Raw genomic sequence first — 12,636 nt, forward strand, 5'->3', positions numbered from 1 at the left:
AGGCTTGTAGCGGTAAATGTTTTTATAATTTTCTGAAGGTTATAAAGATAAATTAAGAGAATATATAATATATGATGACCATATTGTCATCGTTTGACTTCAACTTAACAATTAGTTGCAATAAATTGCTCGTTTCCAGCCTTACTCTGAATCATCTCTCCTATTTTATTGGAAAGAGCATAAATTCACTTAAAATGACAAGTTCTAACCCTAGGAAAAAAATAGGAATATTGAGGAGGAAAAGCAGGTGAGAGCAGCTATTCATAGTACATATGGTCCCCCTGAAGTCATGGAGATAAAAGATGTGGAGCAGCCATCCATCATAGATGATGATAGAGTGATGATTAAAGTGCATAGTGCTTCGGTCAATGCTCTAGACTATTTGTACCGAAAGGGATATTTGCCTACAAGGTTAGAGAATGGACTAACTAAACCCAAAAATTCGATTTTAGGTATTGATGTTGCGGGCACGATTGAAGCAGTCGGCAAAAACGTACAGAAATTTAACGTAGGTGATCATGTTTTCGGGAGTTGTTTCGGATCTCATGCCGAATATGTCTCCCCGCGTGAGAAGTTCCTAAGTCATATGCCGAAAAACGTAACATTTGAGGAGGCTGCCGCTATACCGTGTGCTGCACAAACTGCGCTACAAGCATTGAGGGATGTTGCACAGGTTAAGCAAGGACAAAGAGTCTTAATCTATGGTGCCTCAGGTGGAGTTGGTCACTTTGCTGTTCAACTTGCCAGATACTTTGGTGCTGAAGTAACCGCTGTTTGTAGTACCTCCAATCTTGAGTGGGTTAAGGAACTTGGGGCACATCACGTTATTGATTATTCGAAGGAAGATTTCGTTGGTAATGGAAAAAAGTACGATGTAATTCTGGATGCAGTTGGTAAGCGTACCTTTTTCAGTTGTTTACGCTCTTTAACCGAGAACGGTATATATATTACAGAACACCTATTTTACCCTAAGTATCACCCGGTTCAAATTATGATAAGTTCATTATTTGGCAGCAAGAAAGCAAAGATTCATTTTACAAAACCAAATGATAAAGATCTGGATTTCTTACGTAGTCTAGTGGAGGAAGAAAAATTAAGACCCGTTATTGAGAAATGCTTTCCTTTTGAACAGATTGTTGAGGCTCACCGGCACGTTGAAAGTGGACGTACAAAGGGGAAGGTTGTTCTTACTTTCAATAATGGCGCTGAAGAAGAGTAAAAATAAATCAAATATAACTAAAACCTCCGATTGAATCCTAATTGGAATTCTTATCAGTTACACTTTATTTTCGTTACCGTTTTCTCGTTCATTGGCTGTTTCCGGTAACTATTAGCCTCTAATAGTTACCGTTTTCTCGTTCATTGGCTGTTTCCGGTAACTATTAGCCATATTATTACTAACCCAATTTCGTTTGTTTCTTTAGAAAATCTACATTAAGCTTTAACATAGCCTTATTTTTAAAGGTAATCCAAAACAATCTTAAGAAATTCTTCATTTTTTTCCTCTCTTTTACTTAAGAACTTTTGACTATACTAAAATCAATCCTATTAAATTAACTTATGTTAAACTTTGGAAAGGAGGGATGAATCGATGAATACTTATGTGGTGTTAGTGGTTGATGATGATAAAGAAATTCGTGATGGGATTGAAATCTATTTGAAAAATGAAGGGATGAAAGTGTTAAAAGCTCAGGATGGTGTAGAAGCACTAGAGTGTTTAACAGAGAATAAAGTTCATCTCATTTTATTAGATATTATGATGCCGAAGATGGATGGAATCACAGCTACTTTTAAAATACGAGAACAAAAGAATATTCCAATCATTATGTTAAGTGCTAAAAGTGAAGATACGGATAAGATTTTAGGATTACAGGTTGGCGCTGATGATTATATAACAAAACCCTTTAATCCATTAGAGCTGATTGCAAGGGTGAAATCCCAGCTTAGAAGGTATGTTACGTTAGGAACCTTTGAAGGAATCAACAAAACGATTGATTTGAACGGACTTACACTTGACCAGGCTGCAAAGGAAGTCGCAGTAAACGGTGATCCAGTGAAATTAACACCAATTGAATATAAAATTGTTGAACTACTAATGGTGAATGCGGGTCGTGTGTTTTCTATTTCTGATATTTACGAAAAGGTTTGGAACGAGCCAAATTTCAATGCAGAGAATACCGTAGCTGTGCATATTCGTAAAATTCGCGAGAAAATTGAAATCGATCCAAAAAATCCAAGATATTTAAAGGTGGTATGGGGAATTGGATACAAAATGGAAAAATAGAATCGGCATCATAGCTTGGCTCGTTTTGTTCGCGTATGGACTAAGTGGTGTCCTAACTGCCTTAGTAAATGATAACAATTATGTAGAAAATGATTATTTTAAAACCTCTCAATTTCAAAATACAATCGGAAATTTAACAGAGTATATTCAGGCGTTTGAAGTTTCTCCATCGAAGGAAGAGATGAAAAAAGCAATTACCGTATCAAAGGATGAAATAGCGGAACATCGATTAAATTATGGTGAATATGGTGATTTAGGCGATCAGGTTTTGAGTATCGAACAAGAATTTCAGCCACGGATTGAAAATGCCCAAGCAAATAAAGATCAAAAGATGGCAGATGTTTATATAAAAGAAAGAGATAAAAAAATAGAAGAGGTTACAACAATCTTTGAAAATGATGAGTTTATCGAGGAGAAAATCAAAATAGAAAAGGAAAATAACATCGATAACTATTTCAATGAGCTCGATCAATATCGAGACGATTATGAAATCTATCGACAAGCCTTTGTTTATTATCTAAAAAATACCGCCACTGGTGAGGTTTATACGAATCTTCCGATTACAAATAGTAAATTAGTTGATCAATATATAAATGATAAAACGATGGATTTTATTCAAAGTTACCCAAGTAAAAACAATGGCTACCTTAAAATGAAGGAAAATCATTTAGTCTGGAGATATGAAGATGGAGTCCATTTTTCAACTGTCAATTCTAATGATCAATATGAGGGTAAAATAGGTGTTTCAAAGGATGCCCCTAATACCAATATGATCATGCTTGATTATGATAGCTACGATCAAGAAAGAATCGTCTATTGGATTTATACAGTGGGTGCTGTGCTTGCTTTATTAGCTAGTATAATAGTAGGTAAGAAAAAAGGGTTATTCACTAGCATCGCCTCCAGTAAATGGCAGGAAAAATATAATAGAATCCCATTTGATTTAGCTATAGTGCTACTTGGAATATCCATCATAGCCTCCATAGTCATTTCAGTAGAATCATCACATATTTATATGAACTTCCATGTGGATGATATTTTAATTTATCTATTTTGGATAACGGTTTTTATAGGCTTATCCATGGTTCAAGTGAATTATATGTACAAAAGACTTACAAGTCATCCTAACCAAAAGGGAATTTGGAAAAACACATACATTGCAAGAGTGTTAAACATATTTAGAGATGCCTTCTTAAATCGAAAAGTAGGGACGCAAATTTTCTTGATTTTGACCGTTGTCTTTTCATTAGGTTTATTACTCGGTCTCGGAGGAGTGGATGAGGGCTTCCTAATTATCTTTATGTTTGCCTTTTTTATCATTGGGGTGCCACTATTTTTCATTATTATCAGAAGAACAGGATCTTTTAATAAAATTTTGATCAATGCAAAGGCATTAGCCAACGGGAATTTTGAACCTGATTTAGAGATTAAAGGAAAATCCGTCATAGCTAAACTAGCTGAAGATATTAATAAAATGAAATACGGGGTCGAGACCTCACAAACAGCTCAGGCGAAAAGTGAAAGGCTGAAAACGGAGCTCATTACCAATGTGAGCCATGATTTACGTACTCCATTAACCTCGATTATTACGTATACGGAGCTTTTAAAAAATCCGGAGATTGCTGAAGAGGAGCGCAGCACGTATATCGAAATCATTGACCGTAAGTCCCAACGGTTAAAGGTATTAATTGAAGATTTATTTGAAGCCTCAAAAATGGCAAGTGGATCAATTGAGCTCGCTAAACAAAAGGTTGATATTGTTCAATTGCTTCAACAAGCATTAGCTGAGTACAATGAAACGATTCAAGCTTCTCAAGTTCAATTTAGAGTTTCAAATCCAGAACACCCATTATATGCCTTTGTCGATGGGCAAAAAATGTGGCGGGTGTTTGAAAACCTTATTGGAAACATGATCAACTACTCTTTAGAAAATACTAGAGCATTTATCAGTGTGAAAGAAGAAAACGATCAAGTAATCATCACGTTTAAAAATATCTCGAAATATGAGCTAAGTGAAAATACTGATGAATTATTTGAGCGATTTAAACGCGGTGATGAATCACGCCATACGGACGGTTCGGGTCTTGGCCTTGCCATTGCGAAATCCATCGTTGATTTACATGGTGGAGCTTTAGATTTAGAAGTAGATGGTGACCTGTTTAAAGTGACGGTTATTTTGGAACGGTTAGATAAGTAATTGGTTCGGCTTTGAAAAAAACATCTCTCGAAGCTAGGGAGATGTATTTTTTTTAGCCATTTATGCAAATTGGGCATATGCTGAATCGAGATTGAACTGGAAAAATACGGCTGAGGTCTTAGTCGATTCTTAGTCTGAGGTTCATTACACCATTACGGTCCTTTTTGTATGCTTACTTTACCATGACAAAATGAGTGAAGGAATGAGTAGCGATGAAGAAGATATTATTTTTCCCTCTGTTGAGAATGCCTTCGGGTCATCACCAAGTAGCGGATACAATTGCAGGATACTTACAAAGACGAGATTCAACAATCCTATGTAAAAAAATCGATTTAATGAGTGCGTGGAATCCGACTGTTGAAAGAATCGTAACGAATACGTATCTTGAGTGGATTCATTATTTTCCAAGAAACTATGCCTGGGTTTACAAACATATGGCCAATAAATCCAATACGGGTCGTTCCTATAAATACTATGATTTCTTATTCATGAAGAAGATGAAACAAATAATCGCTGAAGAAAAACCAGATTTAATCGTTTGTACACACGGCTTTCCTTCCTATTTTCTTAGCCAACTCAAAAGTAAACATCAATGTCCGATACCTGTCATCAATGTTTATACTGACTTTTTTATAAATGATGTGTGGGGACGGGAGGGCATTGATTATCATTTTGTGCCAAGTCAGGCAGTGAAAAATAATTTAATGAATAGGAACGGAATTCCAGATAATCAAATTATTGTTACTGGTATCCCAACAGATGAACAATTTGAAAAACAATTAACACCATTGGAAGCCACATCGAAAATTAAGGTGCTTGTTTCAGGCGGAAGTGTTGGTCTTGGAAACATTGCGGAACTATTGAAGCAGCAGAGTAACGAGAGTGAAGTCGAATACTTTGTTTTATGCGGTAAGAATAAAAAGCTTTATCAAAAAATTGAAAACCTTCATTATCAAAACATCCACCCTCTCCCATACATTTCATCTAGAGAAAAAATGAATGAACTATACAGCAATGTGGATGCCATCATTACAAAGCCTGGTGGTGTGACAATAAGCGAAGCTTTAAAAAAAGGCCAACCCATTTTCATTCATTCTGCGCTTCCAGGTCAAGAGGAAATTAATCTTAAGCTATTAAAGGAGCTAAATCTTGTCCAAATCCTTAAAGAAAATCTGTCGTTAGATGATCAAGTAATGAACTATTTCAAGGATGAAACAGTAAAGGATCAGTTTCAGGCTTCGTTACAGGCGTATTTAAGAGAAATAAAGGGCGGTTCCCCAAATGAAATAGCAACCTTTATCCAGGATGTGATTGACTTTAATCGTGAAGATGCACTCAAGGGGAGTGCTCGTAAAATAAATTAAACTTAAAAATGTGTAAAAAAGGGGGGAGAGGCAATGGTACAACAATTTTTAGAATGGATCCATGCTATTGGACTTCCCGGATTATTTCTCGTCATGGTTTTGGAAGGCTCATCCTTACCCTTCCCAGGTGTGATTATGGTACTTTCCTTCGGGTACTTATTTTCTCCCGGTTACGTTGACACAGCCGTAATCGCCTTAGGAATGAGCCTCAGCTATAGCCTAGCTAGTCTAATTCCTTACTATCTAGGAAGGAAGCTCGAAAGGCATATCCCCAAACGGATGAAAAAAGGATTAAAGAAGGGTCAATTATTTTTTAATAAATATGGAATATGGAGCATCGCCTTATCCCGCCCATTTGGTATCGGGAATTATATTTCCTATGTAGCGGGAATGAGCAACGTACATTTGTTCAAATATTTTACTTTAACGTTTTTAGGAATTTACCCTTGGTCCTTTGTGATGATTCTTCTAGGAGATTATTTCAATGGGAATTACGAGGCATTTAAGAACTATTTTAGTACCTACAGCATATATGGGTACGGGGCAGTTATCCTCGTGCTCAGCATCATTTTCCTTTTTTATTATAAAAAATCTAAAAGGGAAAAGAACCTTATAACTGATATAAAAGAAAGGGGGCAAAACAATTGAAACAAACAGGAGTTTCACTAGGAGGCGGATCTCTTAGAGGAGTTGCCCATATCGGTGTGTTAAAAGAACTGATTAATAATGATATCGAAATTACTCATCTAGCAGGTACAAGTGCAGGGTCAGTTGTCGGCGGGTTATTTGCCTGTGGGATGTGTCCAGAGAAAATGAGAAGTGTCCTGCATAATCTATCCATTAGAAGACATATTGATATAGGGTTGAATCGAAAAGGCTGGATAAAAGGAGATCGAATCTATCATACTTTGCAAAAACTAACAGATGGAAAGCATTTTTCAGATTTAGAGATTCCTTTTGCTGTCATTTGTGTAGATTTGGTTTCAGGAGAAATGGTAGTGATTGATTCTGGTGAAGTTGCATTGGCCATTCGCGCAAGCATTGCTATTCCAGGTGTGTTTTCACCTGTAGAGGTAGGAAATAAGTTATTAGTTGATGGCTATATTTTAAATAACAATCCTGCTGATATTGTCAGAGGAATGGGTGCTGAGAATGTCACTTCTGTAAGGGTGCGAAGCTCAAACAGTCAACAACCGACCAACATTATTTCTTATTTGAATCGATATATTGATATTGCGAGTCATAAGAATACAGATCGTTGCCTAAAAGAGCATGCCGACCTTTTAATTGATATTGATTTACATGATATTGGTAGATTTGAAACAAAAAACTTATCAAAAGTAATTGAACTTGGTCAGTTAGAGACGAGAAGGGTCTTACTTCATAAAAATAATATGGAAAGTAACAGTAAGATTGTTTATTTAGATCAATGGCTGAGAAAAATTCATTAAAAACAACAATCCCCTTCTGAACTAGGGGATTATTTGTCTTTTAATCTATAACATTCGACAAACAATTCAAATATATTTTTTCCAAAGAAATGGTTATATGTTAACATTTATTTATAAAAGTTGATTTAACGATATATAGGAGTGAGATAGATGAAACCAATCTCAATTTTAATAGCCGATGATGAGGAGGAGATTGCTAATCTAATAGCTATCCATTTAGAAAAAGAAGGTTATCATGTGTTGAAAGTAGCGGACGGACAAGCAGCTATTGATGTTATAGAAAATCAATCCATTGATTTGTTGATTTTAGATATTATGATGCCGAAAATGGATGGATATGAAGTAACCCGTCGCATACGGGAACATCACAATATGCCAATCATTTTTTTGAGTGCCAAAACTTCTGACTTTGACAAAGTACAAGGACTAGTTATTGGAGCAGATGATTATATCACAAAGCCATTCACACCGATTGAATTGGTTGCTCGTGTGAATGCTCATTTACGAAGGTTTATGAAATTGAATCAGCCGAGATCAGCTCAACATTCAAATTTAGAATTTGGGGAACTAGTGATTGCACCTGAGCAGCGCACCGTTAGTCTATATGGTGAAATTATTGAGTTAACACCGAAAGAGTTTGATATTTTGTTATTACTTGCCAGTCATCCAAAGAAGGTATACAGTGTGGAAAATATTTTTCAACATGTGTGGGGAGCAGCCTATTTTGAAGGAGCAAATACCGTGATGGTCCATATTCGTACGTTACGGAAAAAGCTTGATGAAGATAAACGGAAAAACAAATTGATTAAAACCGTTTGGGGTGTGGGGTATTCATTCAATGGGTAAAATCGTCCGTAGTTTTCGTTCAAAAATGATTATGTTATTTGGTTTAAGTATGCTCCTGTCTGGAATCATAACATTTATCATCTTTAAATCCCTACAATTCTACTATCGGGAAAATGCACAACTTGGTGATTCCTTGGCTGCCCTTCGTCAGTGGATAGGAAGAATTGGAGATGTTAACTTCTTTTTACTACTCTTTATCCCGCTTTCGATATTCTTTTTCTATATCCTTACTAAACGATATTCTATCTATTTTAATGTGATATCAACAGGAATCCATAATCTCGCTCGTGCTGACTTTACACATCGAGTTCATATCGAATCCAATGATGAGTTTAACGAGATTGCCAAAGACATTAATCTAGCTAGTGAAAAACTGAAAGAAGCAATCGAACGAGGAGATTTTTCCGAAAGCAGTAAAGATCAGTTAGTCGTTAATCTAGCTCATGATTTGCGTACTCCACTTACGTCTGTGTTAGGTTATTTAGATTTGATTTTGAAGGATGAGAATTTGACAAAGGAGCAAGTCAGACATTTTTTAACGATTGCCTTTACCAAATCTCAACGTTTGGAAAAACTAATTGATGAACTTTTTGAAATAACACGAATGAACTATGGTATGTTACCTGCCCAGAAAAAGGATATTAATTTAAGCGACCTACTTTTTCAATTACAGGAAGAATTATTTCCTGTTTTCGAAAAAAACAATTTAAAAGTGCGAATGAATATGACTTCCGAATTACTTGCTTTTGCTGATGGAGAGTTGCTAGCACGAGTGTTTGAAAACCTTTTAACCAATGCGAATCGTTATGGATATGATGGTCAATATATCGATGTCGAAGGTTTTATAGATTCAGGCGAAGTAGTCGTTCAGGTTGTGAATTATGGGGACAGTATTCCACCGGATGAACTGCCACATATTTTTGATATGTTTTATAAAGGGGACAAAGCCCGAACACATCAAGAGGATAGCACTGGTCTTGGCCTATTTATTGCTAAAAATATTGTGGAGCAGCATAGTGGAACGATTACGGCCGAAAGTAGTTTGATCCGAACGGTCTTTGAAGTTCGCTTGCCAAAGCTAGGTCATTTCGCAAAAAATGAAAAAATTTAAGAAAAATTTAAACTTTACCCCACTATTTTTTTAAAAAGTTTTTCCTATTCTAGAAACATCATGTTAGGACTGGGAGGAAACGGTAAATGAAAAAGTGGGGTTTTTTATTGGTTATTTTATTGTGTATGGGTTTTGCCTTTGAAAATAAAATTCCTTTTTTACAAGATCGAGTAGAGATACAAGAATATATCGGAACAACTGAAAATATCGAAAAAAAAGAAGTGACATTAGACGATATTCATCAAGGAAATCTCCTTTTGGTCAACAAGAAATACCCTGTTCACCAAAAGAGTATTAAATCAGACGTGGTGAATTTATTTTCGCATGATAAATTGACAAATGGTTACGGATTACTTAGAAGCGAAATTTATTTGTCTGAGGAAGTATCCTATCGTTTTTCGAATATGATAGCAGCTGCCCAAAAAGATGGTGTGGATCATTTCTCTATTAATAGTGGTTTTCGAGGCTTTGAGGAGCAAAGCACCCTTTACAAAGAGATGGGTTCGGATTATGCCCTACCAGCAGGCTATAGTGAACACAATTTAGGACTTTCACTTGATGTCGGTTCCACTCAGATGAAGATGGAGGATGCAGCCGAAGGAAAATGGATAGAAAAAAATGCTTGGAAATATGGCTTTATTTTACGTTATCCAAAGGACAAAACAGATGTAACTGGAATTCTCTATGAACCTTGGCATATTCGCTATGTTGGGTTACCACACAGCGCGATTATGAAGGAAAAGAATTTAGTGTTGGAAGAGTATATGGATTATTTGAAAGAAGAAAAGAGCATCTCAGCTAGTGTGAATGGAGAAAAATATACAGTTTTTTATTACCCTGTTTCTGAAAGGATGACAATAGATGTTCCCATGAATCGGGATTATGAGGTTTCAGGTAATAATGTCGATGGCGTGATAGTGACTGTGTTTGAGTAATAGGTCCACTCTGATTTATTTAGACTGCATGTTTTTTTTGTTGCTTATTTTTCAAAGTGAACACTCATCCATGGACGTGCATACTCTGGAAAAAAGGAGTTAATGAGATGAGTATTACTACTTTTATACTTACCGTTATCTTCGCATTAGTAATTGGTACTGTTGCGGATAGGTTATCCCCATTTAGTATGCCAGGTAGCTGGGTTGGTGCGATTGTAGCGGGCTATGTAGGAACTTTACTTGGACCTTATCTATTTGGAACATGGGGTCCAGTGGTAGTTGGCTATTGGTTAGTGCCTTCTCTTATTGGCGCTTATATTGTTGTCATCGTCATAGGTGGAATAAGGAAGGTTTTTGGTTAGTTTTTTTAAATAGTCACCCTAGCTTAAAGATAAACCGTTCATTTTTAAGGTGCATAACTTTTAAATGATAATGAAATAGGTGTGCAATCTGATTTCAAAGGATTTGACACGCCTTTTTCATTTATTATGGATTCTTTGACACAGATAATTTTAAATAAAGAGCGAACCCTCAAGGAACAAGAGGAGGGAGTCGACATGGGTTGATAAATAAGCGGAGAAAGTTCCCTTAATTACGAAATAGCACTGAAAATAGCTTAAATAGACGGAAGGATTCCGGCTATTTACTCAAAAAACGTCAAAATGGGTCATTTCGCTTGCTTAACCGGAAAAACTCCGCTTATATACCCCGAACCAAGCCCTATTTGGCAGTTTAACCGAAAAACCTCCGCTTATTTTTTCATTAGTTACTAATAAACGTCCTAGGAACTGATATCCCAATTACCTCAAAACGGAACTGTTTAACTTTAGGAGTAGGGTGGCTATTTCTTTTGGTGAATGGATTGAGGTGATACAATGATGTAAGCCGCTAAAGTATATTAAATTAGCAAAAGCAGACACTAAAATGTATAAAAATTAATAAAGAAAAGGGGGATACGATGACAACAAGTAACGAAATTGGCTGGAATTTTGATAATAGTTACTCCCAATTGCCGAATACATTTTTCAAAAGCCAAAAACCAACCCCGGTACGTTCACCAAAGTTAATCATACTTAATCAATCCCTGGCCACTTCATTAGGGTTAGAAGTTCAAGCACTGCAAAGAGAAAATGGAATTGCGGTGTTTGCTGGAAATCAAATTCCAGAAGGTGCTTCACCTCTAGCGCAAGCCTATGCGGGGCATCAATTTGGGCATTTTACAATGTTGGGGGACGGCCGAGCAGTGCTACTTGGCGAACAAATTACGCCTCAAGGTGAGCGTTTTGATATTCAGCTAAAGGGACCAGGTAGAACCCCGTACTCCCGTGGTGGGGATGGGCGAGCGGCACTTGGACCAATGCTGCGCGAATACATTATTAGTGAAGCGATGCATGCGCTTGGGATTCCTACAACACGTAGCTTAGCAGTGGTGTCAACGGGTGAAATCGTCAACCGTGAAACGAATTTACCCGGTGCCATTCTAACTCGTGTGGCTTCCAGTCATCTTCGTGTTGGGACCTTTCAATATGCTGCAAAATGGGGGACGCTTGAGGAACTCCAAATTCTCGCAGACTATACAATAAAGCGACATTACCCAGAAGTCGAAGGGGATGAGAATCGGTATCTTTCGCTTCTTCAAGCAGTAATTAAACGTCAAGCCGAACTAATTGCTAAATGGCAGCTGGTTGGCTTTATTCATGGGGTTATGAACACGGACAACATGACGATTAGCGGTGAAACGATAGATTATGGTCCGTGTGCCTTCATGGATACATATGACCCAGCAACAGTTTTCAGTTCCATTGACAAGGAAGGGCGTTATGCCTATGGTAATCAGCCATATATTGCAGTATGGAATTTGGCGCGACTTGCAGAACCCTTGCTGCCACTTATTCATGAAAATCAGGAGCAGGCAGTTGAAATGGCACAGGATGCACTTTCAAATTTTGAGCAGCTATATAAATCTAATTGGCTAGCTGGAATGAGATCGAAGCTAGGGTTATTTAACGAAGAGGATGAGGATGGGGCACTTGTTGATGACCTCCTCAGTATGATGCAAAAATATCATGCGGACTATACAAATACCTTCCGTGCATTAAGCTTTGAAAAACTCGAGGACACGAGTCTTTTTGGAAATTCAGAATTTACCGAGTGGCATGAACGGTGGAAGGCGAGACTAGGCAGGCAAGAAGAAACGCAAGCCTCCTCGCAGGAATTGATGCGAAACAGCAATCCGGCGGTCATTCCTCGAAACCACCGAGTAGAAGAAGCGCTAGAAGCGGCTGTGGATGGAGACTTTAGTGTAATGGAGCGTCTTCTTGATGTACTTTCAAAGCCATTTGAGCATTCTCTTGATCAAGAAGAATATTGCAAACTGCCAGAACCGTCAAACCAACCATATCGGACTTTTTGTGGTACATGAGATAAAAAAGTGCCTAACCCTTCAAT

General features: G+C 37.1%; 11 protein-coding genes. All 11 read left to right on the plus strand.

Annotation, left to right across the window (positions count from 1 at the left end):
- Nucleotides 1-247 precede the first annotated feature (247 nt).
- Complete coding sequence (locus LRP83_RS03265) at nucleotides 248-1,219, plus strand: NAD(P)-dependent alcohol dehydrogenase (RefSeq protein ID WP_230495236.1); 972 nt, start codon at nucleotides 248-250, stop codon at nucleotides 1,217-1,219.
- A gap of 372 nt (nucleotides 1,220-1,591) precedes the next feature.
- A complete protein-coding gene (locus tag LRP83_RS03270) occupies nucleotides 1,592-2,284 on the plus strand; it encodes a response regulator transcription factor (protein WP_230495237.1) in 693 nt (230 codons plus the stop codon).
- Nucleotides 2,262-4,481, plus strand: a complete 2,220-nt coding sequence (locus LRP83_RS03275) for a HAMP domain-containing sensor histidine kinase (protein ID WP_230495238.1) — start codon at nucleotides 2,262-2,264, stop codon at nucleotides 4,479-4,481. The genes LRP83_RS03270 and LRP83_RS03275 overlap by 23 nt, the downstream gene beginning before the upstream one ends.
- A 212-nt stretch (nucleotides 4,482-4,693) precedes the next feature.
- Nucleotides 4,694-5,845, plus strand: a complete 1,152-nt coding sequence (locus tag LRP83_RS03280; protein WP_230495239.1) for an MGDG synthase family glycosyltransferase — start codon at nucleotides 4,694-4,696, stop codon at nucleotides 5,843-5,845.
- A gap of 33 nt (nucleotides 5,846-5,878) precedes the next feature.
- The gene (locus LRP83_RS03285) at nucleotides 5,879-6,493 is read left to right on the plus strand and encodes a DedA family protein (protein ID WP_230495240.1); all 615 of its coding nucleotides are present in this window, start codon (nucleotides 5,879-5,881) and stop codon (nucleotides 6,491-6,493) included.
- The gene (locus tag LRP83_RS03290) at nucleotides 6,490-7,296 is read left to right on the plus strand and encodes a patatin-like phospholipase family protein (protein WP_230495241.1); all 807 of its coding nucleotides are present in this window, start codon (nucleotides 6,490-6,492) and stop codon (nucleotides 7,294-7,296) included. The genes LRP83_RS03285 and LRP83_RS03290 overlap by 4 nt, the downstream gene beginning before the upstream one ends.
- A gap of 150 nt (nucleotides 7,297-7,446) precedes the next feature.
- The gene (gene vanR / locus LRP83_RS03295) at nucleotides 7,447-8,142 is read left to right on the plus strand and encodes a vancomycin resistance response regulator transcription factor, VanR-F/VanR-M family (protein WP_230495242.1); all 696 of its coding nucleotides are present in this window, start codon (nucleotides 7,447-7,449) and stop codon (nucleotides 8,140-8,142) included.
- Complete coding sequence (locus LRP83_RS03300) at nucleotides 8,135-9,253, plus strand: sensor histidine kinase (protein ID WP_230495243.1); 1,119 nt, start codon at nucleotides 8,135-8,137, stop codon at nucleotides 9,251-9,253. The genes vanR and LRP83_RS03300 overlap by 8 nt, the downstream gene beginning before the upstream one ends.
- Nucleotides 9,254-9,339: 86 nt before the next feature.
- A complete protein-coding gene (gene vanY, locus LRP83_RS03305; protein WP_230495244.1) occupies nucleotides 9,340-10,188 on the plus strand; it encodes a VanY-A/VanY-F/VanY-M family D-Ala-D-Ala carboxypeptidase in 849 nt (282 codons plus the stop codon).
- A gap of 107 nt (nucleotides 10,189-10,295) precedes the next feature.
- Nucleotides 10,296-10,550, plus strand: a complete 255-nt coding sequence (locus LRP83_RS03310) for a GlsB/YeaQ/YmgE family stress response membrane protein (RefSeq protein ID WP_230495245.1) — start codon at nucleotides 10,296-10,298, stop codon at nucleotides 10,548-10,550.
- Between the two features lie 596 nt (nucleotides 10,551-11,146).
- Nucleotides 11,147-12,610 carry a protein adenylyltransferase SelO gene (locus LRP83_RS03315; RefSeq protein ID WP_230495246.1) on the plus strand — a complete coding sequence of 488 codons (1,464 nt, stop codon included), beginning with the start codon at nucleotides 11,147-11,149 and terminating at the stop codon, nucleotides 12,608-12,610.
- The last annotated feature ends 26 nt before the right edge of the window (nucleotides 12,611-12,636 follow it).

Origin of the sequence: Pseudoneobacillus rhizosphaerae, assembly GCF_917563885.1 — a bacterium.
Classification (GTDB): Bacteria; Bacillota; Bacilli; order Bacillales; family Cytobacillaceae; genus Pseudoneobacillus; species Pseudoneobacillus rhizosphaerae.

Coding starts and splice junctions, on each gene's coding strand:
- LRP83_RS03270 (WP_230495237.1), top strand. CDS start 1,592: ATGAATACTTATGTGGTGTTAGTGGTTGATGATGATAAAGAAATTCGT.
- LRP83_RS03280 (WP_230495239.1), top strand. CDS start 4,694: ATGAAGAAGATATTATTTTTCCCTCTGTTGAGAATGCCTTCGGGTCAT.
- LRP83_RS03285 (WP_230495240.1), top strand. CDS start 5,879: ATGGTACAACAATTTTTAGAATGGATCCATGCTATTGGACTTCCCGGA.
- vanR (WP_230495242.1), top strand. CDS start 7,447: ATGAAACCAATCTCAATTTTAATAGCCGATGATGAGGAGGAGATTGCT.
- LRP83_RS03300 (WP_230495243.1), top strand. CDS start 8,135: ATGGGTAAAATCGTCCGTAGTTTTCGTTCAAAAATGATTATGTTATTT.
- vanY (WP_230495244.1), top strand. CDS start 9,340: ATGAAAAAGTGGGGTTTTTTATTGGTTATTTTATTGTGTATGGGTTTT.
- LRP83_RS03310 (WP_230495245.1), top strand. CDS start 10,296: ATGAGTATTACTACTTTTATACTTACCGTTATCTTCGCATTAGTAATT.
- LRP83_RS03315 (WP_230495246.1), top strand. CDS start 11,147: ATGACAACAAGTAACGAAATTGGCTGGAATTTTGATAATAGTTACTCC.